Consider the following 24605-nt stretch of genomic DNA (forward strand, 5'->3'; position numbering starts at 1 on the left):
CGACGCAGTCGATGCAGATTCTCGTGTCAACGAATCTCGCAAGACTGGAGCTTCCCAGGAAGATTCTCGCATAGAAAACTCTCGTAGAGACATGTCTTGCGTGAAAGATAGTTGAGGGCTATTATCGTGTCATCGAGTTTCGAGGAGATCGCCATGGGTTTTGAGACCAGCGGACTGCACCATGTCACCGCCATCGGCGGGGACCCGCAGCGCAACGTGGACTTCTACCTGCGCACGCTCGGGCTGCGCCTGGTGAAGACGACCATCAACTTCGACGATCCGGAGACCTACCATCTGTATTACGGGGACGAGGCCGGTCGCCCCGGGACTCTGCTGACCTTCTTTCCCTGGCGCGGGGTGCCGCAGGGACGGATCGGCACCGGGCAGGCCACGACGACGGCCTTCTCCGTTCCGGAGCACTCGCTCGGCTGGTGGAAACAGCACCTCGAGGCGTCCGGCACCATGCCGGGCACGGTGGTCACGCGTGACAGCGAGGAGTCGTTGCTCTTCCGTGACCCGGACGGTCTGCAGATCGCGCTCGTCGCGCACCCGCAGCCCGATCCGCGTGCCCCGTGGGACACACCGTTCGTGCCGGCCGAACACGCGATCCGCGGCCTGCACTCGGTGACCATGTCGGTGACCTCCGAGGAATCGACCGCTGCCATGCTCACCGGTGGGCTCGGACTGTCGCTCGCGAGCGAAGACTCCGGCCGGTTCCGCTTCCAGGCGGGCGACGGCGGTTCCGGAGCGCTCGTCGACGTGGAGGTCACACCGGATGCGCCGAAGGGCGTGGTCGCCGGCGGAACGGTGCATCACATCGCGTGGCGTGCCGTCGACGACGCCGAACAGCTGGCTCTGCGCGAGGAGCTCGTCGATGACGGCGTCGGGGTGACGTCGGTGCTCGACCGGCAGTACTTCCGCTCCATCTACTTTCGTGAGCCGGGCGGTGTGCTGCTCGAGGTGGCGACCGACCAGCCCGGCTTCGACATCGACGAACCGCTCCTCGAACTGGGACGCGCGCTGAAACTGCCGCCGTGGCTCGAGCCGACGCGGGAACAGATCGCCCGTGCGCTGCCGCAGCTGGAGCTGCCTGCGGCGAACAATCCGGTGCGGGCATGACGGGCCCGGCACTCGACCACCGGTACGTCGAGGGTTCGCAGGCCGAGCCGGTGCTGCTGCTCCTGCACGGCACCGGCGGCAGCCCGGACGACATTCTCGCGCTCGGCAAGGAGCTCCGCCCCGAGTCGACGATGATCGCGCCGGCAGGGCCGGTCTCGGAGAACGGGGCGGCGCGCTGGTTCCGCAGGCTCGCCGAAGGCGTGTTCGATGTCGAGGACGTCATCGTGCGCGCGGGTGAGCTGGCCGAGTTCATCGACGCCGCCAGGGAGTACTACGGCCTTGCCGGACGCAGGCTGGTTGCCGCCGGGTTCTCGAACGGCGCGAACATCGCCGCGGCCGTGGCGATGTTGCGGCCGGACGTGCTCAGTGAGGTGGTCCTGTTCTCCGCCATGTCGCCGCTGCCCGAGCCGCCCGCCGACCGCCTCGAGGGCACGCGGGTGTTCCTCGCGAACGGCAGGCATGACCCGATGGCGCCGCTCGACTCGAGTGAGCGGCTGGTGCGTACCTTCCGTGACCGCGGTGCGGAGGTGACCGAGCGCTGGCATCCCGGCGGGCACCAGATCACCGTCGACGGCCTCGAAGCCGCCCGGGAGTGGCTCCTGTCCTGAGTCGCGCGGGCCGGCCCAGGTACCCCGAACCGGGGGAACGAGCCGGGGAGCGAGCCAGGGAGCGAGCCTGAGCGGCGAGCCGGGGTCCCGAGCACCCCTGGCCGTCGGCGGGCCGGGATTTCCGGGTCCGCCGGGATTGTGGCCGTGCGTCCCGGCCGCTGGCCGATTACGGATTTCATGCCTGGGTGACGCGATCTGCCGGGCCTTGCTGCGGCTGTTCGTCGCCGCCGAATCTGGCCTGAACAGACCAGCTCGTCACTCTCCGTGTGATTCGCAAGTTGCAGACTGGTCCTGTCGGCGGATCCAGATTATTCCGTCGCGTTTTACAGTGCGTGTCTTCCGAAGCCGGATATCGGTGGGAGGTGCACGTGATGAAGGTCGGCGACATGGTCGATTGCCCGCGTTGCCACGGTTCGGGGCTGACGCCGAACCGCAAGGGGCCGTGCCCGAACTGCGGCGGCCTCGGGCAGGTGCCGCAACGGTAGGGACGCGGAGCAGGGCTCCGAAGAGACGGACCGCGACGAGACGGGCAATGGTGCGGCGGTGCCGTGCCGTGCCGTCCCGTGTCGTGGCGCCGTCCCGTGTTGTGGCGGCGTCCCGTGTCGTGGCGGCGACGGGCGGTGATCACCGAGTCCACTACAGGCGCCCAGTAGCATCAGGCGTGTGGAAACGGACGAGTTCATGCAGCGCGCGGGCAAGCTGGCCGGATGGGCGGCACGGACGGGCTACTCGTTGGGCAAACGCTTGCCGGGTGCCGACGGTGCGGAACGCTCGCTGCGCAATCTCGAACAGAAGGCACTCACCGAGCTCCACAAGCGGATGGAGGGCGCCAGTAACCGCAGGTTGCTCGAGCTGACCGAGCTGCCGAGTACGCCCTCGGGTGAGGAGGCCGCGGACGGCCACGGTGGGAACGGCTCCGGTTCGAGCAGCACGTCGACGGACGTTGCGATGCCGCTGCCGAGCGATCCGCTGCGGGCGGGCATGGCGGCGCTCCTGAACCGGTCCACGCATCTGAGCCGTGAAGGCGCGCGCGACTACCTGTACGCGTCGATCCTGCGGCAGCTCACGCCCGATGAGGCGCGCATCCTGTCGGTGTTGTCCGACGGTGCCGACTACCCGGTGGTCCAGATCGCCGAGCGCAAGACGGGCCGAGTCGTGCTGCGTAACGCGTCGACGATCGGTAAGACGGCCGGCGTGTCGGCGACGGCTCACGTGCCGGTGTACGTCTCGCGCCTGGTCGCATTCGGACTAGCCGAGGTCGATGACGAGCAGAATGAGCTCTCGACCCAGTACGAGATCCTGATGACCGACGAGACGGTGCGGAAGGCCGAGGATCTCGTCAAACGCCCCAAGATCGTTCGCGGTTCGTTGCGGATCACGCCGCTCGGCATCAACTTCTGGCTCGCCTGCGCGCCGTAACAGTGGCCTCTCGTCCGTCACCCACGTGTGGGTGCCGCGCTCTGGCGGTGAGCCTACCGATCGTGTGATCATGCGCGCTTGCGCCGATAACGAGGTCGGCGCAGCTGCCACAGCTGTGGTTCCGAGGCGCGGCGGTGATCGATGGTCGAGTACCTGCACGGGATAGTCGACGACTTCGTGCGGTATTGGCCTGTCTATTCGTCGATTCCGCTGGTTGCCGCGTTGATCGGCTGGGTGACCAAACTGGTCGCGATCCGCATGATGTTCGAACCGATCGAGTTCGTCGGGATTCGCCGTCGGGGCAGGCCGTTTCTGGGATGGCAGGGCATCGTGCCGCGACGGGCGGCGCGCATGGCGGGTATCGCGGTCGACACGATGACCGAGCAGCTGATTTCGCCGCGGGACGTCGTGCAGCGCCTGGATCCGGAGCGCATCGGCAAGGAGATCGAGGCACCACTGCGGGAAGCGATCGAAGAGATCGTCACCGACGTGGCCGAGCGGTATCAGCCCGACCTGTGGGAGCGATTGCCGGACCGGGCCCGGCGAATGGTGATCCGCCGGGTGCAGAAGCAGGCACCACACATGGTCGCGAGGGTCATTGACCAGGTCAAGGCCGACGTCGACTCCGTGTTCGACCTGAAGGACATGGTCGTCACACACCTGGTCAAGGACAAGACGCTGCTGAACCGCATCTTCCAGGAGGCGGGTCACAAGGAGTTCCGGTTCATCGGCCGCTCCGGACTGCTGTTCGGCGCCTTGATCGGCGTGGTCCAGATGATTGTCTGGCTGTTCCTGCGCGTGCCGCTGGTCATGCCTGTGTTCGGCCTGTTCATCGGGTGGTTCACCGATTGGCTGGCGCTGAAGATGATCTTCCGGCCGCTGCGGCCGCGAAAGTACTTCGGCGTGACGTGGCAAGGTCTGTTCCTCAAGCGCCGCGACGAGGTCACCGATGCCTACGCGGACCTGATCGCGACCGAGATCATCACGCCGCGCAACGTCATCGACGCCGTCCTGCGCGGGCCGATGTCCGACCGGGTGCTGACGATGATCGAACGTCAGGTGGATGCCGAGCTGGCTCGGCACACCGGTGCCGCGAAACCACTGGTGCTGTTGGCCATGGGTGGTGGACGGTACGGGGCGCTCAAGGACCGTATAGCCGGTTCGGTGATGACACGACTGCCCGATACGTTGCGCTATGTCGAGACCTATGCCGCCGATGCCATGGACATCCGCGGCACACTCGTGACGAAGATGCGTGAACTCGACGATGCCGAGTTCGAAGGCTTGCTGCGCCCGGCGTTCCAGCAGGACGAGTGGATCCTGATCCTCACCGGTGCGCTGCTCGGAGGCTTGTGCGGTGAGCTCCAGGTCCAGCTCGTGCTGCTGCTGACAGGGTGATCGTCGGTAGTTCGGGCCAGGTGCGGCGTCACTGCGGGCGCGGTGAAGGCGGGACGGATTCATGTCTCCGTCACCTGCGTTCCCGCCTCCGGGTCGTTGTTTCCATGATTTCCGTTTCCAGGACTTCCGTCTCCAGGCCTGCTGTTCGCAGTTCTGTCGTTTCCAGGGCGCCCGCTCTCAGGGCTCCCGTCTCCAGCACTGTTGGCTTCGCGGCGTCGGAATCCCGGAGTTCTGATTCCTCGGCGGTTGCCCTTGCGGGGCATCGGCCAGCGGTCTGTCGGCGGGTCGGTATCACTCCCGCGGGTTGTCGCGCTGCTGTCGCCGTGTCGGCTGTCGTCACCGCGTCGGCTGTCGTTGTGCGGTTGCTGTCGAGGTTGCTGTCGAATGGACTGTCGTCGCGCCGGTGGGCAGGTCGGTGCGCGGCGCGTCGGGTCCAGGACGGGTTCGGGTGCGGTCGTGTGGGTGGCTCCGTTGGGTGTGGTCACGGTCGTGATGCCGGTGTCGGGGTCCCGGTGGATGCTCCATCCGGGGTCGCTCTTGCGTGCGTGGTGGTGGTCGCATTTGGGACTCCCGTTGGTCGTCGAGGTGCTTCCGCCCGCGGTCCAGGCGGTATCGTGGTCGAAGTCGCATCGCCGAGCGGGGCGGTGGCACCACGGAATGCAGCATTCCCGGTCCCGCACCGCCACCAGTTCCCGGACGGCGGCCGTGGGGTGGCGTCGGGCCCTGCCGAGGTCGACGGGGCGACCGGTCCCCGGGTCGCACAACACCGCCCGCCACACACTCTTCGGGTTGGCCATGATTTCCCGCGCGATCGGTCCCGGTACGGGTCCGTATCCGTCGAGTTCGCACCCGTCGTCGGTGATGCCCAAGGCCGTATCGACAGGCAGGTGGATGAAGACCGACGCCGCCGTTTCCGGAACACTCACTCCTGGGTTCCGTCCCAGGAGCAGGTCGGCGGCGATGTCGGCCCGCAACTGATCCAGGGTGCGTTCGTCCTCGGACCGCGCACGTAATCTCCGCGCCAGCGCATCGACCCGGTGTGCGATGGCCGAGGCGATTTCGGCGGGTAGGCCGAGGGTGAACCGGGACATCGCGTGCTCGCCCGGGGTGAGCTCGAACGAGCGCCCACTCCGCGCTTCACGAGCTCTCGCGATCTGCCCGCCGGGGTCGACTCGTTCCACCAGGCGCCGGGCTCGTCGGGCCAGGTTGGCCGGGACCAGTGACGCTCCCGGGTCGACCGCCAACCGTTCGCTCAGCAGCTCGTCCACTTGCCGGGCGTGCTCGTCGGAGAGTGGTGCGGTCACGTCCAGCAACCTCCGTCCGCCGTAGGCCTCCACCCGCCCTGCCTGCATCAACCCCAGCACTGCCGGCATGCGCTGCACCAACGCCGTGCCACGTCCGACCCGCTGGGCCGCCTCGGCCGTCGACACCCCGAGTTCGGGTGCGACCTCGTCCGCGAGGCTGCGCACGTCACCGCCGTCCAATTCGGCCAGCCGTGCCAGCGCCACCATCTCGGCCGCGTCCGCTCGGGCACGTTCGTCACGTGCGGTACGTAGGGCCTGGATCAGCTCGTCTCGTTCCCCCATGGACTCGACACTATCGAACCCGTGTGCGAGTATCGAGGGTCCGATCAGGTGAGAGAACATACGATCGAAACGAGGAAAACATGAAGACAATTCGTTTCAGGTGGGTTCGTCCTCGATGGATCCGTTCTCGGCTTCTTCGGTGGTCTCAGTGGTCTCAGCGTCTTCGGTGTTCTCGGTGTTCTTGGTGGCAGCGTCGACCGACGGAACTGTGCTCGCCCGATGCCTCCGAGGCGGTAGTGGTGGACGCCGCGGTGCGGAATCGTGCGCAGTGGGCGGGAGTGCGTGCTCCGAGGCGGAGCGGCGGAAGTCCGGTGCGGCCCCGGCCGGAGGGTCCTGAATGGGCGACAGTCACCACAAGACCGAACCGGCAGCGTGTCGGCGCAGGCCGTGACACAACTGCCGACCAGGCCGTCGCGTCGTCGCCGGACCTCGCAACGCGCCGTGCAGCACCAACGACCCGCGCAAGTTCACCGGACTGGTTCGTGCTGCCGAGGGGGTCTCCCGTGAACGGTTCGTAGTACTCGCCGAACGAATCGTCGGAGGTGCGGCGCACACCTGGGACAGGGGACGCAGTGAGCAGGCCGTGGTCGACGACGTGTTCCACGTCGGTCCGATGTGGACGAGGTTTATTCGTCCGGGCCGGCAATGAACCGGCCTGGCGTGGCATCGTCGCGATACGCCGCCGACATACCGGGCTCGTCGGCCGTGCGGTACATCTGGAACCGGTGTCGGTGCGACCGTGGCTTGCCGAACAGTTCGTCGGGCATGTCCTCGTCGGCGCCTTCGATGGCCACGTCGTGCCCCTGGCCGGAGTCGGTTCCGCCGACGTCCTCGGAGTAGACGCACACGCCGGTGGCCACGTCGAGCCGTATCACGTAGGTGTCGGCGAACACCGTGCCGTGCGGCGGTTCGTGGTTCTCGGCTGCTTCCGACTCCGCCGAGTACAGCAGCGGGCAGCAGCCGCAGCGAGGGTCGTAGAACCGGGTGGTCCGCAGCCGTGCCTGCCAGGCGGGTCTGCCGTGGTGCTCGACCTCGGTGAGTTCGAGGATCTCGGTGCTCGTGGCGGGTCCGTCGCGGTCGTCGCCGTCGGTGTTGTCACCGTCGTCGCCGAAGGACCAGCCGTCGGTGAGCTCGTACGGGTCGAGCATCGCGACCCAGTGGTAGTTCTCGTACATCGGCGGTTCGCAGGAGAAGCGGACCGCCGGTACCTGGTCGGGCCGGTGGGCGAGGAGCCCGTCGGCGTCGAGGTCGACGACGGGTGGCTCGGTGGTGTCGGGGTCGGTGGAGCGGTCGAGGACGACTCCGTCGAGGGTCTCGACGCGTTGCCGACCCGGCTTGCGCACGTACGCGCGTACCGTGTGGACCGCCCGGTGCTCGCCCGTACGACGCCTGCCCGTGGTGAACCGCAGCGTGCGCCACCGCCACGGCGCCGAGCGTGCCAGCGCGCGGAACCGTTCCTCCGTCAGGTCCATAACCCCGTTGGTATCAGGCGAGCGCACCGCACGGCGAACACAATTGCGGACATGAGAAGTGTCGAGCTGCTGACCGATGCCTTCGGGCGGGTCCGGGAAATCATCCGCGACGTCGTCGAGGGGCTGGACGCCGACGCGCTCGCCGCACGCCTCGACGCCGATGCCAACTCGATCGGGTGGCTCGTGTGGCATCTGACGCGCGTGCAGGACGACCACATCGCCGACGTCGCGGGCCGCGAGCAGCGCTGGACCGCCGACGGCTGGTTCGAGCGGTTCGGACTGCCGTTTCCGCCCGGCGACATCGGGTACGGCCATTCCAGCGCCGACGTCGCCGCGGTCCGGGTGACAGACCCCGGACTGCTCGTCGGGTACCACGAGGCGGTGCATGCGCAGACCGTCGATTACCTCGCCGGGATCACCGACCCCGACCTCGACCTGGTCGTCGACGAGTCGTGGGACCCGCCCACGACCCTCGGAGTACGGCTGATCAGCGTCGTCGGCGACACGATGCAGCACGTGGGCCAGGCGGAGTTCGTCAAGGGCATCCTCCGCCGTCGGTGACGTGCCCGGGGAGCTGTGGATTCCTCGGCGGCAGCGCCGGAGACCCGAGTGACAGTGCCGGGGACCGGAGCCCGCGAGGGCGGCGAGGGCGGCGAGGGCGGTGTCGGCGCCCGGTCGGCTGATCGGGGCCGGCGCGTTCGCTGCGAGCGGCTACTTCTTCGCGGCGGCCTTCTGGGCCTTCTTGAAGTCGCGCACCTCGGCCAGGGTCTCCGGGTCGACGACGTCGGCGATGGAGCGGCGCGCCCCCTCCTCGCCGTAGGCGCCTGCGGCCTCGCGCCAGCCGTCGGGCTGCACGCCGCGCTGTTTGCCCAGCAGCGCCAGGAAAATGCGTGCCTTCTGGTCGCCGAACCCGGGCAGGGCCTTCAGCCGCTTGAGAACCTCCTTGCCGTTCGGGTCGCCGTACGTCCACAGCTCGGCGGTGTCGCCGTCGTAGTGGTCCACGATGTAGCGGGCGAGCGCGTGGAGCCGCTTACCCATCGACGCGCCGTACCGGTGGATCGCCGGTTTGGTCACGCACAGCTCGACGAAGGAGTCGACGTCCGTCTCGGCGATCGTGTGGACGTCGAACCCGTCCATCCGTTCCTGCAGCTTCCGCGGACCCGCGAAGGCCACTTCCATGGCCACCTGCTGATCCAAGAGCATGCCGCTGAGCAGGGCGAACGGGTCTTCGGAGAGCAGCTTGTCGGCATCGGCGTCGCCGGTGAGGTGCAACGTGGACATGTCGCCATTTTCGCACGCAACACCAGCGATGACGGCACACGATCCGGCGGTGGTCGGGTCGAGTTCGCCGGGTTCAACGCCGGGTCTGTCACGTCCGGTCGTTGCGGCTCGCCCGTTCCGGCACCGTCAATCGGCCCTGAGATGCCCCGGGGCGCCGCCGACGGTGTGTCGTCCATCGATGCGATTCGAGCGTTGGACGGCACGGTTTCGCGACTGGAGTCGCCGTGCCACAAGGTGCTACATGCTCGATGAGCTGTGGTGGGATGGCGAAGACGTTGCCCACACACGCACGCGTTCCGTCCGATACCCGGGTGCGACCGATATCGAGCCGGCACGGACGTTGGAGGCTGCTGCCGACTCGCACTGCATCGTGCGCAACTCCGCCCCCAAGAGTCGTGTCGGCTACGTCCGAATCATCGGGTACTCCGCAGAGGGCGGATGCATGCTGACCGGGATCGTCGATCCCGAGGGAAACTCCGGTGACTGCGTGGAAAACCCGCGGAGCCGATCTTCGCGCGTACATCGAGGGCAAGAAGGCATGAGCATGACCGACCCCGAGGCAGCCCGCCGCGCACGACACGACGCCGTTCGTGCTCAGGTCGCCGATGAGGAGAACGTCGCCGATGAGGAGAACAAGGCGACCGAAGCCGAGGTCGCCGAGAACGCCGCAGCCCTCGGCGTCTCGCTCCACCTGCGTATCAGCCGGTCTCTCGACCTTGAGTTGCGTCGACAGGCCGCCGCCGAGCACATCCCAACCCCTGCGCTCGCTCGACCGTGGCTGCGCACCCCCGATGTGTCACGGCAGGGCCGTTGATCCGGCACCAACGGTGACGGCGGATGCACACAAAGTTGTCACCGTTCTGCCTCTCGCGTCGGGGCGGCGGATGCCACTACCGTGCAGTGCGGTGGCTGTCCGGCGACGCCGCAACCCCGGCGGTCGTCACCGGAGTAGTCGTGAGTACGGCCGTGTCTTTAGCACAGCGGGTGTCTTGATCGGTAGCTCGCTGTCGTCATCATCACGCAGGTTTCTGCGTTGCTGCAGGTTAATCGGGTGATCGAGCGCGTTGCATGCTGAGACAGGAACGCGGACCTGTTAGATTGCTTCAATATGTCCGGAAAGCACACAAAGCGTGCCAACGGCGATAATGATTCGGCGGGCCACGTGGTGATCGAACCACCAGCGGCGGGTGACGGCGCGGCCCTCTGGCGAATAGCGCGTGATTCACAAAAGCTGGACTTGAACTCGTCCTACGCCTACTTGCTGTGGTGCCGTGATTTCGCCGACACATCCGTCGTCGCCCGCGCCGACGGGGAACCCGTAGGATTCGTGATGGGCTATCGCAGGCCTGCGAAGCCCGATTCGTTACTGGTCTGGCAGGTCGCCGTCGACGATTCCCAACGAGGTCGCGGCCTTGCCGGAAAGATGCTGGACGCGCTCCTCGAGCGCGCCGTTGCCGACGGTGTCCGTTACCTCGACACCACCATCACGCCGGACAACGACGCGTCCATCCGGCTGTTCACGTCGTTCGCGAAGCGCTGGGACGCGACGCTGGAACGGTCCGAGTTCCTTGCGGCGGCCGAATTTCCGGAGCCGCACGAACCGGAGGACCTGTTCCGCATCGGCCCGTTGAACGCGCCAGCCGACTGAATCGCCCGGCGCGAGCCGGCACAACCCGAGATTTGCCTGAAAAGCAGGAGCTGAGAACGTGAGCATCTTCGAAAAGCTCGAGTCCCAGGTGCGGAGCTACAGCCGCGGCTGGCCCGTGGTCTTCGACAAGGCCCAGGGCAGCTGGATCTACACCGAGGACGGCAAGCCGTACCTGGACTTCTTCGCCGGTGCCGGTGCCCTCAACTACGGGCACAACAACCCGGCGCTCAAGCAGGCGCTGATCGACTACATCTCCCGCGACGGCGTCACGCACTCGCTGGACATGTTCACCTCGGCGAAGCGGGACTTCCTCGAGTCGCTGGACGAGCAGATCCTGCAGCCGAGGAACATGGAGTACAAGGTCATCTTCCCCGGCCCCGGCGGCGCCAACGCCGTCGAGGGCGCACTGAAGCTGGCGCGCAAGGTGACCGGTCGCGAGTCGGTCATCAACTTCACCAACGCGTTCCACGGCATGACCCTCGGCGCGCTGTCGGTGACCGGTAACTCGATGAAGCGCGGCGCCGCGGGCATCCCGCTCGTGCACGCCACGCCGATGCCGTTCGACAAGTACTTCGACGGCGAGTTCCCCGACTTCTTCTACTTCGAGCGCCTGCTCGAGGACTCCGGCTCGGGCCTCAACGAGCCCGCGGCCGTGATCGTCGAGAGCGTGCAGGGGGAGGGCGGCATCAACGCCGCGCGCCTCGAATGGCTCAAGGGCCTTTCCGACCTGTGCAAGAAGCACGGCATCCTGCTGATCCTCGACGATGTGCAGATGGGCTGCGGCCGCACCGGCCCGTTCTTCAGCTTCGAAGAGGCAGGCATCGAGCCGGACATGATCTGCCTGTCCAAGTCGATCGGCGGTTACGGCCTGCCGATGGCGATCACGCTCGTGCGCCCGGACCTCGACGTCTGGTCGCCCGGCGAGCACAACGGCACCTTCCGCGGGATCAGCCCGGCATTCGTCACTGCCGCGGCCGCGTTGCGCACCTACTGGTCCGACGACGAGCTCGAGAAGTCGACCAAGGAGAAGGGCGAGCGCATCGGCGCCAGGTTCCGCAAGTTCGCCGAGGACTACCCGGACGCCGAGCTCATGGCCAAGGGCCGTGGCCTCGCGCGCGGCCTCGAGTTCGGAAGCGGGGAGACGGCAGGCAAGGTCGCTGCCGCCGCGTTCGACCGCGGCATGCTGCTGGAGACCTCCGGTCCGAGTGACGAGGTCGTCAAGCTGCTGCCGCCGCTGACACTCACCGACGAGGAGCTCGACAAGGGCCTGGAGATCATCTCCGAATCCGTCGAATCGGTACTGTCCCGCTGACGGTGCCGCCGGAAACGGCGCTCACCGCCCGGCTGCGTCCTCGGACGTCACGCCGGGCGGTGAGACGTCGTCGTGGCGTAGCAGCCGTCACCCCCGTTTTCGAGCACAATGTCGGGTAACACTCGATCCACCCGACCGAAGGAGTTGCCTTGTTCGTCCGCACCATCGACGACATCACGGACACCGACGCCGATATCAAGACCGACAACTGGCGCAGCAAGCGCATCGTCCTCGCCAAGGACAAGCTCGGTTTCTCGGTGCACGAGACCACGCTCTACGCGGGTACCGTGAACGACTTCTGGTACGCCAACCACATCGAAGCGGTGTTCATCACCCAGGGTGAGGGTGAGGTCGAGGACAAGGCGACCGGCGAGGTCCACCAGCTCAAGCCGGGTTCCATCTACGTCCTCAACAACGCGGACAAGCACCAGGTGCGCCCGCGGACCGAGATGAAGACCGTGTGCGTGTTCAACCCGCCGGTCACCGGTCGTGAGGTCCACGACGAGAACGGCGTCTACCCGCTGGTCGTCGAAGAGGACTGACACCCGACCTCCTCCTGCCGGCGATGTAACAGCCCGGTGGCGTAACCGAAGAGCTCCGCGGCAACCCGGCCGGCGTGAGGCGTCGTGACGACACGATGTTCGCGCGGCCGGGTTCTCGCGTTTCACGAGAGGAATAACCAGGAAGAAGGTAGAAACAGAGATTCGTAGGAGGAGAACGTGACTCTTGCGGACCGATTTTCCGAAATGTCCGGCAATGCCGATGTGTCCTTCCGTGGGGCTTACCCGAACGGCGGAACGGACGCCTACCCGACACGGTTGAGCGCCGGGGAACCACAGCTGCTCGATCGGCTCGACCCCGTCGTCCAGGGAAGCGCCGCGGACGGCCCGTTCGATGGCGAGGAGCTCGCGGCCCACGAGGACAAGGGCTACACGATCCTCGAAGGACTGATCACACCCGCCGAGGTGCAGGGCTATTGGCAGGAACTGGGGCGGCTCTTGTCGGACAGCAGCCTCAAGACCGACGAACGCGTCGTCACCGAGAAGTCGTCCGGTGAAGTGCGGTCGATCTTCGACGTGCACCGCGTCAGCGAGCTGGTCGGCCGGCTCGCCCGCGATCCACGGATCCTGGATCGCGCGCAGCAGCTCCTCGGCTCCGAGGTCTACCTGCACCAGAGCCGGGTCAACTACATGCCCGGCTTCCGCGGCAACGGCTTCTACTGGCACTCGGACTTCGAGACCTGGCACGCCGAAGACGGAATGCCGCGGCCGCGGGCGGTCAGCTGCTCGATCGCGCTGACCGACAACTACCCGTACAACGGCGGCCTGATGGTGATGCCCGGATCGCACCGGACGTTCGTACAGTGTCTCGGCGAAACCCCCGACGACCACTACAGGGCGTCGCTGAAGGAGCAGGAGATCGGCGTTCCGCGCGAGGACGACATCACCAAGCTCGCGGCCTCCTGTGGTATCGACCAGTTCACCGGGCCCGCCGGATCGGCGTTGTTCTTCGACTCGAACATCATGCACGGGTCGGGCAACAACATCACGCCGTATCCGCGGTCCAACATTTTCCTCGTGTTCAACAGCGTGGAGAACACGCCGGTCGAACCGTTCGCGGCGAGCAGTCCGCGCCCGGAGTTCATCGGCGCCCGCGACGTCACGCCACTGCGCCGCTGACCACTGCGCCGCTGACCACTGCGCCGCTGACCACTGCGCCGCTGACCGCTGCGCCGCTGACCGCTGCGCCGGCCGGAGCACACGCCGGTGACCGGTTGAACCATTGACAGGACCGAACCAACGCCGGCATCGGCGTCGGTGACAGGCTGTGTGAGGGGGCGGGTGTATTCGACCTTGCGCAGCCTGTTACCGTGTCGCCACCTCATCGCGCAGCGTTGAGCAGTCGTCCCCCAGCGGCTTGGTGACTCCTTTTGCTCGGGGTGGGCGCCGCGTGTCCGCGGTGGAGGCGGCGGAGAACGAGGAGTACGGCCCCGCGCCATCAGATCGGGACTGATGGCACGGGGCCGTATTCTGTGTCGGGCCCGAATGCGGCTCACCAGGGTGGCCACGTCGGCCGCGGGTTCTTACGCGGGTTCAGGAATGTGCAGGGTCACGAATGCGCGGGTTCAGGAATGCTCGTGCCATTCGACTTTCTCGGACGGCGGGTCGAGAGGCGCTTCGGTCATCCGGTTGGCCGTGGTCGACAGGGTGTAGGTGCTCAGGCCGAGGACGACGTCCAGGGCTGCGCGCCTGGTGAAGCCCGCGTCGAGGAACCGGGGCATACCCTCGCCGGACACGTTGCCGTTCTTCGTCAGCATGGCGGAGTGCATCGCGACGCAGTAGCGGCACCGGACGCGCGTCGTCACGGCCGTGATGACGACCTCGCGATCGACGGGCTCGAGTGAGCACTTGTCGAAGATGCCGTCGAGCGTGAGGAGCCCTTCGAGAAGCTCGGGCGACTCCGCCATCAGGCGGACGGGTGCCGGCAGGAACCCGAAGCCTTCCTCCGCGGACGTGACGCGAGCGTGAGCGGACGCGGGGGATCGTGTCCGGCGTGGTCAGTCGAACAGGCTCGTCTCGCCGTGAATGTCGAGCAGTTCGTACACGGGCCGGCCGCGGCGGCCGTCGATCGTGGTGGTGCGGACCACTCGCAGCCGCGCCGTGACGGGGCGGTCGAGGTTGACCTTGATCTGGTCGAGCAGGTCCGGCACCACCGCGCCCTGGATCGTGCTTCCGGTGTCGCGTTCGAGGTAGAAGATCCGCCTGCGGGTGCGGACGCCGTCGAGCCTGCCGGTCACGGTCTCGTAGCCGACGTCCTCGCGGGACTCCCGCAGGCTGTTGTTCAGCACGCGCGCCTGTTCCGTGGTCATGCTGCGCGTGACCTCCTCGCCCGATGTCGGCGTCAGCGTGAGGCCGAGGCTCGAGGTCTTGGTGACCGCACTGACGATGTCGCTCACCGCATTGCGGATCGTGTCGCGCTGCAGCAGTACCGCGTCGAGCGCACCGTCGTCGGAGCCGTTGATCGGCAGGAAGTCGCACAGCTCCTTCACCGACCGCTCCGACAGCGTTTCGATGCCGTCGTTGATGAGCGCGTCCGGATCGGACGTTTCGGGGAAGCCGAAGAACAACGCGTTGCCGGCCTGGCCGCGTTGCAACAGCGGCGCCTTCTCCCGGTCGGCGGGCTGGACGTAGGTGATCTCGCCCTGCGGGTTGCGCACGATGTGGCCGACCTTCGCCGTCGCGTCCTGCAGCGCGCGGCTGATGTCGGAAAACGCGTAGGCGTCCATCCGCGGCGAATCGAGCATCGACACGCGCAGCAGCGCCGACCGGCTCGGCCGTTCGAACTTCGCATGCGCGGCGCGGGCGGACGCGCGCGCCAGGTCGTCCAGCCACGTACCGCCGGGAATCGCGTCCGCGACGTCTTCGAAGCTCACCACGTCACCTCCGCGAATCCTTTGAACATGCCGTGGACCGGTCCGCGCGCCCAGGTCGGCTCCCACGTCTCCTCGTCGCCTGGCCGGCACAGGAAGCCGTCGAGCAGACCACTCATCGGACGGACCCGGTCGAGATACATCGCGGGCTGCTCGGCGATCACGCCGTTGAGCGTGAGCATCCCGTACAGGGCCTCGCGGGCCGGGCCGGTGAGGCGTTTGAGGCTGCCCCACTCGTCCGGGATCAGCAGCACGTCGATGTCCCGCGGCACGTTCTCGGAGCGAACGGCTATTTCCCCGGAGATCCACGCCCTGCCCGTGGGGATGAGCCCGCCGACGACGCCGAGGTAGCCGGACAGCGCGCTGAACAGCACCTCGCGCTCGTTGCGGTGCGGAGTGTCCCAGACGAATCTCTCGTACAGGTCGGACAGATCGGCGGGGTGTCGCCCCGGAGGCAGAACGTTGTCCGGTGTCCAGTAGGGGAGCGGCATCCACGTTCCTTACATCGCCGACGAAGCGCCGGAAGCGGCCCGGCGAACTTATCAGCCGCCACGGAGCGCGAGGTCAGCCGCCTGAACGGGGGATATCGTGTTCGGTTGCCCACTCGTCGGCTTCGTCCGGCCACTCGTTGCGCGTGTGCCACGCGCGCCGCGGCGGCAACGTTCCCGATGTCCGGCCCGCGCCGGTGGTCTCGTCGAGGGTGCCGATGATGTGATTTTCGGTGCCGTCGTCGGTGTGCGGTGAGTGCGCCTGCTCGACGTCGGGCGTGCGCGGGCCCCGCCGGTGTCCTCGGCCGTGGGCGGCGGGAACGTTCGAGTGATGGCTCGCCGCCTCGTCGGTGAGGTCCGGTGCCGCCGCAGGTCCGGTGGTCCGCGTCGTGGGGACGTCGCCTGCCGCCGCAGTCCCGGGTGTCGTCGCCGTGCCGGTGGTCGTCGTTCCCGTTGCAGCGTCGGAAGCCGTCGTCGTAGCGGCGGGGGCCGTGTCGCGTGCCGGGGTGGCGAACGCATCGGGGTCGGTGGGCCGCGTGGCCGAACCCGCTCCCGTGGTGTGTCTGCTCCGCGCAGGCCACGTCAGCAGTGCGCCCGCCAGTGCTCCGAGTGCGAAAGCGACGAGCAGCCAGAGCCAGATCTGTCCGAACAACCACAGCATGGGCGTTTCCCTCCTCGTCGTGGCGTGCCGTCGTCCTGAGCGGGTCGGCTGGGGTGCCGTCGTCCTGGTCAGTGCACGTGAATCTCCACCCGCCGGTTCATGCGGTCGGCCTCGGCGTCGGTGCCGTCGCTCAGGGGACGGGCGTCGCCGTGGCCGACGGTCGTCAGGCGGTCACGGTCGATGCCGGCGTCGGTGAGCTCGGCGGCCACGGCCTCGGCCCGCTCGCGGGACAGCGTGCGTGCCTCGTCGCTGTCGAGCTCCGGCACAGGCGCGACGTGGCCGGCGACCTCGAATCGGAGCGTGATGGGGGTCGAACGCAGGATGTCGGCCACGTGCGCGACAGCGCGTTCGCCTGCTCCGGTCGGCTCGTCACCGTACGGCACGAACCGGATCGGTATCCGCCGGAGCGCCTCGTCGATCGCCCGCTGCGCCCGTATCGCGGCCGGGTCGGCCTGTGACTCTCGCACGTCCACGGTGCGAACGCCGTCGACGTCTCCGACGATGGTGCGGACCCGATCACCGCCGTCCTGCGGAACGTCCGACACCGTGGCATCGCGCCCGTCCATCGTCACGGCGGGTGCGCGCAGCCCCGCGTCGCGCAACGCGGTCCGTGCCTCGTCACGCAGGTCGTGTTCGATCCGGTCGGCCGTCGCCCACGTCGCGCCGAACGCCAGTAGCCCCGACACGGCGAACGCGAGCGGAATCAGCCAGAATCGGCCGTTCTGCCTCGCCATGCACCGACGATAGGCGCGCTCGCCGGGCCCCGCGAACGCGAGCGACGGGTGTGACGCCTGTGAGTGGCGCGTCCGCGGAAGGTGCGGCCCGTCCCCGCAGCTGTGAACACGGTCCCGCAGCCGCGAACGCGGTGTTCGAGCTGCCACTCCGGCATCCGCGGGCCGGGCGAGACGGCACTCCGGAGATGGGCGGCGGTCGGCGCCCGGAGCGCGCAACACGGGCCCCGGAACCTGCAACACGGGCCCCGGAACCCGCAACACGGGTCGGTGGGTCAGTTGTCGGCGGGTTCGGTCAGTGTCGAGCCGTGCTGGCACCGGGGTGCCGTGCTCGTCTGCTCGCGCAGCGGCGTCAGGCTGGGACGCTTCGCCGTGATGCCGTCGCCGAGCGATTCGCCGCGCAGCTGACGGGCGATCCACGGCAGCAGGTGCACGCGGGTCCACTCCAGGTCGCTGCGCCGGAGCGTGAGCCAGGTCTGCTGACCGTCGGTCTCCGGCCACGGCTCGCGCCAGTCCTCGGCCGTGGGGACACCCAGCGCTTCCGCGGTGCGCAGTGCGATCCGCCGGTGGGCTTCGGCGGTGAAATGCAGCCGATCGCCACTCCACGCGCGGATGTCGTGCAGGGTTTCCATGGACCACAGGTCGACGATCTTCGTGTTGTGGCGGTCGGCGATCGCGCGCACGTGCGCGTTGTAGATCGCCACCTTGCCGCGCAGCATGCTGATCACCGACATGCTCTTCGTATCGGGTCCGGTGAAGATCAACACCTCGATCCCTGCGGCGCGGAGAGCGGCGATGCCGGCCTCGAACTCGGCGGCCTTCGCGTCGACGTCCGCGCCGGGCACGATGATGTCGTTGCCGCCGGCGCACACCGTGACCAGGTCCGGCTTGGTCTCCAGCGCCACCGGCAGCTGCTCGGTCATGATCTCGGTCAGCATCTTGCCGCGGACGGCGAGATTGGCGTAGGCGAAATCGGCGGAACCACCTGCGAGGATCTCGGCGAGCCGGTCGGCCCAGCCGCGGTACGTGCCGTCGGGCCGCTCGTCGTTCAAGCCCTCGGTGAAGCTGTCCCCGATCGCGACGAAGCTGCGGTATCCGGTCACGACGTCTCCCTCCGCCCTGTGCGCGCGCCTGTCTCCCAGTTGATCAACGGCCGGCGGGAGGCGCGGTCTTCCCCCGAAGATGCCTGCGTCGCGGGCGCCGGTCGGACCAGAGTGACAGTTTCCTCCTTCGAGGTCGACCTACGCAGCCGTAATGTGAAGTGCGGACCGTCCGGTGTGGTGAAGGTAACGTGACCGGATCCGACGATGCCGACGCGCGGAATCAGGCAAGGTGGAGATCGTGAGTGACACGCCGCCGCACGAGCCCCCGGCCGCCGCCGCGCCACGCCGCGAATCCCTGGCGAGCCTGCTGGGCGGGCGTAAAGGTGCGATCGACGCGAGCCTGCCGCCCGTGGCGTTCGTCGTCGGCTGGCTCGCGTCGGGGTCGTCGATCGGCTGGGGCGCGGCTGCCGCGATCGCGCTGAGCGCCGCCATCGGCTGCGTTCGCCTCGCCCGCGGCGACAAGGTCAAGGCGGTGCTGATCAGCCTGGCTGCTGTCGTGCTCGCGGCACTCATCGCCCTGCGCACTGGTCGTGCGCAGGACTTCTTTCTCATCCAGCTGTTGTCCAATGTGGCTAGTGCACTTGCGTGGCTCGTGAGCATCGCGATCCGCTGGCCGCTGCTCGGCGTGGTCGTGGGCACAGTGCTGGGGCAGAAGACGCGCTGGCGGAAAGACCCCGAGCTGCTGCGGGCCTACTCGCGCGCGAGCTGGGTGTGGGTGTTCGGCCAGTACACGCTGCGTGTCGCCGTGTTCGGCGCGCTGTGGTGGGCAGGCGAGGTCGTGGCGCTGGGCGTCGCGCGCACGGTGCTGTCGTGGCCGCTCGTCGCGCTGACCGTCGCCGTCAGCGGCTGGGTGCTGCACCGTTCGCTGCCCGAGAGTCATCCCGGACTGCGCCACCCGGTCCCGCCGTCGGCGCAGGAGGCGCCGCCGGTGGGCGAGGGGGCCACTCCGGCAACGGTCTCGACGCCGGAGGGCAGCGACTCGAACGGCAGCGATTCGAACGGTAGCGATTCGAACGGCAGTGGCTCGCCGGCCGGCGATTCGAACGGCAGCGATTCGACGGGTAGTGGCTCGACGGGTAGTGGCTCGAACGGCCGCGGCTCGACGTCGAAGGGCGGCGCGCCGTCGGACTCGGCGCAGTCGGAACCGGCATCCTCCGGCAGTACGAACGCGGGGTCCGCACCGCCGGGGCCGGAAAAGTAGGTGGCCCCCGGCGAGGGGGGAGGTCCGGGGGCCGGCGATCATCCTACTCTGTTCGGGTGAGGTACATGTTGGCCGAACCCCTCCAGGGCGGCCAGCCACGCGGCGCCCAGTACCCCGTCCTTGCTTTCGCGCATGTCACAGCCCTGCAGCCGCTCGTGGATGCGGGTACGGACCGGGTTGCCGGTTCCCAGGACGCTGCCGACGAGCACGATCGGCGTCTCCTCGTCGGTGTCCCGGGCCGCGATCGCGATGTCGGTCAGCCGGTCCGCGGCGTCGTCGGCGATGCGCGCTGCGACGGGATCGGATGCGGCTGCGGCGCTCACGAGTGGTGCGAACCGGGCCAGATGGACGGGGGTGTCCTGATTGACGGCCGTGATGAGCAGGTGGAACGCCCGCGGCTCGGCGGCGTCGACACCGGCCTCGGCCAGCACGGACGACGTCAGCGTGCCGAGTGGTTCACCCCTGGTCGGAGTTTCGCCACCGGCCAGGGCTTCATCCCTGGACAGAGCGTCGAGCGTGGCACGGACCGCCTCTCGGCCGATCCAGAAACCCGACCCCTCGTCACCGAGCAGCCAGCCGTAGCCACCGGAGACCGACACCATGCGCCGGTCGCGGATCCGGCCCGCGATCGACCCCGTGCCGGAGACGAGCACCGTGCCGTCCGGTGCGTCGGTGGCCGAGGCGAACGCGGTTTCCGCGTCCGAGACCACCTGCGGGGTGACGTCGAAGCCGGCCTCCCGCCATGTGCGCTCGAACAACGCGGCGACGGCCGGGTCGGTCAGCTTGCTCGAGCCCGCCATGCCCACGACGCAGTCGCCCAGCTCGGCGCGGTCGAGGTCGACGGTGGCGGCGGCGACGGCCTCGGCGATCGCGGACGCGGCCTTCTCCGGCGGGTGCGAGTTCGGGTTCGCCCCGCCCGCGCGGCCGGTGCCCAGCACGCGCATGCCGCTGTCGACGGCGCATGCCCTGGTGCTGGTGCCGCCCGCGTCCACTCCGACGACGTACATCAGCGCGTCTTCGTCACTTTGTGCAGGCCACGCGGGTTGTCGGGGTTGCCGCCCCTGGCCAGCGACAGGTGCAGGGCCAGGCGCTGCACCGGCAGGATCTCCAGGATCGGGGCCACTTCTTCCGCCGTTTCCGGCACGTCGATCCGCAGCGCCGCGGGCATTCTCGACGCCGCGGAGCCGACCGCGAGCACGTCCGCACCGCGCTCGCCGACCGCGTGCAGTACCTCGCCCATCACGTCGCCGCCGCGGCCCGTGCTGGCCATGCCCAGTACGGCCGTCTCCTCGTCGACGGCCGCGACCGGCCCGTGCAACAGGTCCGCACCGCTGTAGGCGTGGGTCTGCAGGTAACTCGTCTCGGCGAGTTTGAGCGACGACTCCAGAGCCGTGGCGTACGAGTACCCGCGCGCGGCAGCGATCACCCGATCGGCGAACCGGTACCGGTCCACCGCGCGGGCGACCTGGTCCGTCGAGTCGCGCAGCGCGGTCTCGGCCTGTTCGCCGATGTCGCCGACCGCGCTGCCGTCTCCGCCGCGGATGGCGTCGACCAGCAGGTACAGCGTCAGCAGCGTCGCCGTGTACGTCTTCGTGGCGGCGACGGCGTCCTCCTGCCCCGCGTGGATGTCCACGGCCAGGTCGGCGGCGGAGAACAGCTGTGACGACCGGGTGTTGCTGACGGCGACCGTGCGTGCACCCGCCTCGCGTGCCGCCTGGGTCACCTCGAGCAGATCGGGTGAGCCACCGCTCTGGCTGATCGAGACGACCAGGACGTCGCGCAGGTCGGGACGTGCGCCGTACAGCGTCGTCGTCGACGGGGAGACGAGGCCCACGGGCAGGCCGAGGAGCACTTCGATCAGGTACTTGGCGTAGATCGCGGCGTGGTCGCTCGAGCCGCGGGCGGCCAGCAGGGCGAACCGCGGGCGGTGCCGGGCGATTTCGGCTGCGACGGTCGCGATCTCGGCGCGGTGCTCGGCGATCGTGACCAGCATGTCTGGCTGCTGGTCGATCTCCGCGGTCATCAGCGCGCCGGGCTGCGCATCGGTCACGATGCTCCTCTCCTGCTCCCATTAAGGTCTAGACCAATACTAGACAGGTTGAACATGGGCCGCGAAGGGTAGTTTGGCGAGTGAGGCGTTTCGGGGCGCTGGAGTGGAGGAGTCGCCATGTTGGAGGTTTCCGGAGCGAAGGGCGGTACCGCAACCGTCGCACGCGGAGGACGTGAGCCGAAGTACTGGGCTCTCAAGCAGCATTTGTTGAATCAGCTGGATTCGCTACCCCCGGGGGCACCGATCCCCACCGAACGTTCACTCGCCGGGGAGTTCCACGTCTCCCGGACCACGGTCCGGCAGGCGCTGGCGGACCTGACCGCGGAGGGCAGGCTGCACCGGGTGCAGGGCAAGGGCACGTTCGCCGCCGAACCGAAGGTGGCGCAGCGGTTGCAGCTCTCGTCCTACACCGAGGACATGCTGGCGCAGGGACTGGAACCCTCGTCGCAGTTACTCGAAGTCGGCGAGGTGTTCGCAGAGGGTGATCTGCCGAAACTGCTCGGTATCCGGACCGGGGCCAAGGTTCTGCTGCTGCGCAGGCTGCGGCTCGCCGACGACGAGCCGATGGCGCTCGAGACCACCCATCTGCCGCTGGCCCGGTTCCGTGGACTGCGGCGGACGATGGTCGAGGGCGGGTCGCTGTACGAGGCGCTCGCCGAGCGCTACGGCGTCGAGATGGACCGGGCCGAGGAGACGATCGAAACCTCGCTCGCCGGTCCGGAGGAGGCCGAACTGCTGGGCGCCGACGTCGGCGTTCCGGTGTTGCTGCTGAACCGGCAGACGTTCGGCTCCGACGGCAAGCCGGTGGAGTTCGTGCGTTCGATCTACCGCGGGGACCGTTACAAGTTCGTCACTACGCTCACGAGGCCGTAGCCGGCGGTTTCACGGGGGCTTTACTGTCCTATGTAGACGTTGTTCGTGGTGTCCGTGATCACGTGGCGAATTCTCGTTCTTCCGAAACGACGGGACCTCCGGATGCGATGCATTCGGTGAGGGCGAGGGGCGCGAGCGCGGACCAGAGGGGCCATGATCGACGACGACAAGATCCACAAGGACGGCAGAGGGCGGAAGAAGGGCCGGAACGAGGCTGCGGCGAACCGTGCTGAGGCGAACGGAGCTGCGGCGAACGGAGCTGAGGCGAACGGAGCTGAGGCGAACGGAGCTGAGGCGACGGGTGCGGCATCGAACGGTGCAGCGTCGAACGGTGCTGTAACGACGGGCACTGCGTCGAACGGTGCAGCGTCGACGAGTGCTGCTGCGCAGGCGCGCGGTGAGGAGGGAAAGAGCGGGCTGCGGGCCGCACCGGTCATCGCGGGTGGTGTCGCAGCGACCACCGCGGCCTTCCTGTGCTCGTTCTTCGGCGTGTACGGGACGGTCATCGGCACCGGCGCGATCAGCGTGCTGAGCACCGTCGGCAGTGAGTTGTACCTGCGTTCGCTACGCAGATCCCGGGAGGCGGCCAGGCGGGCGAAGGCCCGGGCCGCCGCGCTGACCGAGTCGAAGGGCGGCGGCCGGTCGAAGGGCCGGACCGCCGTGCTGGACGTGCCGGCGGAGTCCCGGCAGTCCACGGCGACGCAGCAGCCCACGGCGGTGTATCGGCGGCCGACGGCCGTGCCGGGTGCGGTGCCGCACGGATCCGCGGCGGATCCGACGACGCGCCGGATCCTGTCGAACGCCGATCAGCCGACCGACTATCTCGGCGTGCCGGACCGAGCGGGTACCGCCGAGGGCGGCGAGGCGGGCTCGGCGTCGGACCCGGCGACAGGGCGCGGCCTGCTCCGGCGCCGATGGCTGGTGCTGGCGGCGACGAGCGCCGTCGTGTTCGGCATCGGGCTGCTGGTGCTCACCGGTTTCGAGCTGGTGAAGGGAGAGTCGCTGAACGGTCAGGGGCGCAGCACGGTCGGGGCGATCATCGGAGACCGTGGCCCGTCCGATTCCGGCGACGGTGCCGGGGACGGTCGCGACGGCGACACGCCTGCGACGACGGAGGGCCGGGCGCCCGCCGAGACCGTGGACCCCAGTGGTGGGGCGACGCCCGGCGAGGACGTGCCGCAGCCCTCGGAGGAGCAGGGCGGGGGACTGCCGACCGGGGAGCAGTCCGTCGAACCGTCGGAGCCGGCCGGCGAGCCGGAGCCGACGGAGGCCGACGAGCCGACGACGGCTCCGCCCGAGCAGCCCGCCGAGCCCGAAGCGGGAGACGCCGCTCCCGCCCCCTGACCGGGCTGCGCGGCCGTCGCGCTGGGCCGTGGTGCCGGGCCGTGGTGCCGGGCCGTGGTGCGCGACCGCCGTGCCGTCCGACCCGCTGTGCCGTCCGATCCGCCGTGCCGTCCGATCCGTGGTGCAACCCCGGTGGGGGTTCGCCGGGATGCGGACGTCTGAGTGCAGAACACGCGGTGCCGAGTGCAGGACACGCGCGAGCTGGATCAGCAGCGAGTTAGACCAGCGCGGCGCGGAGGGACGCGGCGGCGGCCTGCGGGTCGTCGGCGTCGGTGACGGCACGCACCACGACGGCACGGTCGGCACCCGCGGTCCGTACCTCGGGTATGCGCTCGCCGTCGATACCGCCGATCGCGAACCAGGGGCGCGGCGCACCGACCGTGCCGGCCACGTCGCGCACCAGGTCGAGTCCGGGGGCGCTGCGGTCCGGCTTGGTCGGCGTCGGCCAGCACGGGCCGACGCAGAAGTAGTCGACGCCCGGTTCGGACGCCGCGGCGCGAGCCTGGTCGAGCGAGTGGGTCGACCGGCCGATCACGGTGTCCTCACCCACGACGCGGCGCGCATGCGGCACCGGCAGGTCGTCCTGGCCGAGGTGCAGCACGTCCGCGCCCGCGGCCAGTGCGATGTCGGCACGGTCGTTGACGGCCAGCAGCGCGCCGCGGCGGGAGCACACCTCGGCGAGCGTCTCCAGGGCAGCGAGTTCGTCGGCCGCCTCCATCGCGGGCTTCTCACGCAGCTGAACGATGTCGACCCCGCCCGCGAGTGCCGCGTCGGCGAACTCCGCGAGGTCGGGGCGCATCGGTGTGCACAGGTACAACCGCGCGTCGGCGAGACGCGCGCGAATCCGATCACCGCTGAGGCCGGGCATGGCATCACGGTAG

24 protein-coding genes and 1 pseudogene are annotated in these 24605 nt (G+C 68.7%); 13 read left to right on the forward strand and 12 right to left on the reverse strand.

The genetic code is table 11. The features are described 5' to 3' along the window. The first annotated feature begins 153 nt into the window (after window positions 1-153). From LY41_RS07045 to LY41_RS07060, 4 genes are all read left to right on the forward strand, one after another. On the forward strand, window positions 154-1119 hold the full coding sequence (locus tag LY41_RS07045) for a ring-cleaving dioxygenase (protein ID WP_253863067.1): 966 nt from the start codon (window positions 154-156) through the stop codon (window positions 1117-1119). After that, complete coding sequence (locus LY41_RS07050) at window positions 1116-1727, forward strand: alpha/beta hydrolase (RefSeq protein WP_253863068.1); 612 nt, start codon at window positions 1116-1118, stop codon at window positions 1725-1727. Before LY41_RS07045 ends, LY41_RS07050 begins: the two co-directional genes overlap by 4 nt. A gap of 663 nt (window positions 1728-2390) precedes the next feature. Next, a complete protein-coding gene (locus tag LY41_RS07055) occupies window positions 2391-3146 on the forward strand; it encodes an Abi-alpha family protein (protein WP_253863069.1) in 756 nt (251 codons plus the stop codon). 141 nt (window positions 3147-3287) lie between these two features. Beyond that, on the forward strand, window positions 3288-4544 hold the full coding sequence (locus LY41_RS07060; RefSeq protein ID WP_253863070.1) for a DUF445 domain-containing protein: 1257 nt from the start codon (window positions 3288-3290) through the stop codon (window positions 4542-4544). A 59-nt stretch (window positions 4545-4603) separates the two neighbouring features. Here the strand turns inward: LY41_RS07060 and LY41_RS07065 are convergent, their stop codons facing one another. After that, window positions 4604-6130, reverse strand: a complete 1527-nt coding sequence (locus LY41_RS07065; protein ID WP_253863071.1) for a DUF222 domain-containing protein — start codon at window positions 6128-6130, stop codon at window positions 4604-4606. A gap of 626 nt (window positions 6131-6756) precedes the next feature. Next, window positions 6757-7602, reverse strand: coding sequence for a hypothetical protein (locus tag LY41_RS07070; RefSeq protein WP_253863072.1), 846 nt, complete (start codon window positions 7600-7602; stop codon window positions 6757-6759). Window positions 7603-7653: 51 nt separating this feature from the next. Between LY41_RS07070 and LY41_RS07075 the strand changes: the two genes are divergently transcribed. Further along, entirely contained in the window at window positions 7654-8163 is a 510-nt protein-coding gene (locus LY41_RS07075; RefSeq protein ID WP_253863073.1) for a mycothiol transferase, read from the forward strand. 150 nt (window positions 8164-8313) lie between these two features. On the opposite strand, the gene LY41_RS07080 is transcribed toward LY41_RS07075, so the two are convergent. After that, window positions 8314-8883: an HhH-GPD-type base excision DNA repair protein gene (locus LY41_RS07080; protein ID WP_253863074.1), complete on the reverse strand. Its 570-nt coding sequence runs from the start codon at window positions 8881-8883 to the stop codon at window positions 8314-8316. Between the two features lie 544 nt (window positions 8884-9427). On the opposite strand from LY41_RS07080, the gene LY41_RS07085 reads away from it, so the two are divergent. From LY41_RS07085 to thpD, 5 genes are all read left to right on the forward strand, one after another. Continuing rightward, window positions 9428-9697, forward strand: a complete 270-nt coding sequence (locus LY41_RS07085) for a hypothetical protein (RefSeq protein WP_253863075.1) — start codon at window positions 9428-9430, stop codon at window positions 9695-9697. 294 nt (window positions 9698-9991) lie between these two features. Beyond that, a complete protein-coding gene (gene ectA, locus LY41_RS07090) occupies window positions 9992-10531 on the forward strand; it encodes a diaminobutyrate acetyltransferase (RefSeq protein ID WP_253863076.1) in 540 nt (179 codons plus the stop codon). 58 nt (window positions 10532-10589) lie between these two features. After that, a complete protein-coding gene (gene ectB / locus LY41_RS07095) occupies window positions 10590-11843 on the forward strand; it encodes a diaminobutyrate--2-oxoglutarate transaminase (RefSeq protein WP_253863077.1) in 1254 nt (417 codons plus the stop codon). A 149-nt stretch (window positions 11844-11992) separates the two neighbouring features. Further along, window positions 11993-12385: an ectoine synthase gene (locus LY41_RS07100; RefSeq protein WP_253863078.1), complete on the forward strand. Its 393-nt coding sequence runs from the start codon at window positions 11993-11995 to the stop codon at window positions 12383-12385. 204 nt (window positions 12386-12589) lie between these two features. Continuing rightward, window positions 12590-13522, forward strand: coding sequence for an ectoine hydroxylase (thpD, locus tag LY41_RS07105; protein ID WP_253864018.1), 933 nt, complete (start codon window positions 12590-12592; stop codon window positions 13520-13522). A gap of 446 nt (window positions 13523-13968) precedes the next feature. Here the strand turns inward: thpD and LY41_RS07110 are convergent, their stop codons facing one another. From LY41_RS07110 to LY41_RS07135, 6 genes are all read right to left on the reverse strand, one after another. Further along, on the reverse strand, window positions 13969-14310 hold the full coding sequence (locus tag LY41_RS07110) for a carboxymuconolactone decarboxylase family protein (RefSeq protein WP_253863079.1): 342 nt from the start codon (window positions 14308-14310) through the stop codon (window positions 13969-13971). A 90-nt stretch (window positions 14311-14400) separates the two neighbouring features. Continuing rightward, window positions 14401-15276 carry a hypothetical protein gene (locus tag LY41_RS07115; RefSeq protein WP_372493133.1) on the reverse strand — a complete coding sequence of 292 codons (876 nt, stop codon included), beginning with the start codon at window positions 15274-15276 and terminating at the stop codon, window positions 14401-14403. Then, window positions 15273-15764, reverse strand: coding sequence for a DUF6932 family protein (locus LY41_RS07120; protein ID WP_253863081.1), 492 nt, complete (start codon window positions 15762-15764; stop codon window positions 15273-15275). Before LY41_RS07120 ends, LY41_RS07115 begins: the two co-directional genes overlap by 4 nt. Window positions 15765-15837: 73 nt before the next feature. Continuing rightward, window positions 15838-16422 (reverse strand): hypothetical protein, encoded by a 585-nt coding sequence (locus tag LY41_RS07125; RefSeq protein WP_253863082.1) that lies wholly within the window; start codon window positions 16420-16422, stop codon window positions 15838-15840. Between the two features lie 68 nt (window positions 16423-16490). Continuing rightward, window positions 16491-17156: an OmpA family protein gene (locus LY41_RS07130; RefSeq protein ID WP_253863083.1), complete on the reverse strand. Its 666-nt coding sequence runs from the start codon at window positions 17154-17156 to the stop codon at window positions 16491-16493. A 272-nt stretch (window positions 17157-17428) separates the two neighbouring features. Further along, on the reverse strand, window positions 17429-18256 hold the full coding sequence (locus LY41_RS07135) for an SGNH/GDSL hydrolase family protein (RefSeq protein WP_253863084.1): 828 nt from the start codon (window positions 18254-18256) through the stop codon (window positions 17429-17431). Window positions 18257-18491: 235 nt separating this feature from the next. Here LY41_RS07135 and LY41_RS07140 point away from each other — a divergent pair. Next, a pseudogene (locus tag LY41_RS07140) lies at window positions 18492-19154 on the forward strand (DUF3159 domain-containing protein); the annotation flags it as partial. Window positions 19155-19495: 341 nt separating this feature from the next. Here the strand turns inward: LY41_RS07140 and LY41_RS07145 are convergent. Beyond that, entirely contained in the window at window positions 19496-20467 is a 972-nt protein-coding gene (locus LY41_RS07145; protein ID WP_253864019.1) for an N-acetylglucosamine kinase, read from the reverse strand. After that, window positions 20464-21480: an SIS domain-containing protein gene (locus LY41_RS07150; protein ID WP_253864020.1), complete on the reverse strand. Its 1017-nt coding sequence runs from the start codon at window positions 21478-21480 to the stop codon at window positions 20464-20466. The genes LY41_RS07145 and LY41_RS07150 overlap by 4 nt, the downstream gene beginning before the upstream one ends. Before the next feature lie 144 nt (window positions 21481-21624). Between LY41_RS07150 and LY41_RS07155 the strand changes: the two genes are divergently transcribed. After that, window positions 21625-22380, forward strand: coding sequence for a GntR family transcriptional regulator (locus tag LY41_RS07155; RefSeq protein WP_253863085.1), 756 nt, complete (start codon window positions 21625-21627; stop codon window positions 22378-22380). 153 nt (window positions 22381-22533) lie between these two features. Continuing rightward, the gene (locus LY41_RS07160; protein WP_253863086.1) at window positions 22534-23724 is read left to right on the forward strand and encodes a hypothetical protein; all 1191 of its coding nucleotides are present in this window, start codon (window positions 22534-22536) and stop codon (window positions 23722-23724) included. Window positions 23725-23941: 217 nt separating this feature from the next. On the opposite strand, the gene thiE is transcribed toward LY41_RS07160, so the two are convergent. After that, window positions 23942-24592 carry a thiamine phosphate synthase gene (gene thiE / locus LY41_RS07165; protein ID WP_253863087.1) on the reverse strand — a complete coding sequence of 217 codons (651 nt, stop codon included), beginning with the start codon at window positions 24590-24592 and terminating at the stop codon, window positions 23942-23944. Window positions 24593-24605: the final 13 nt, after the last annotated feature.

The sequence above is a fragment of the Prauserella halophila genome, from assembly GCF_024171895.1.
GTDB lineage: Bacteria > Actinomycetota > Actinomycetes > Mycobacteriales > Pseudonocardiaceae > Prauserella > Prauserella halophila.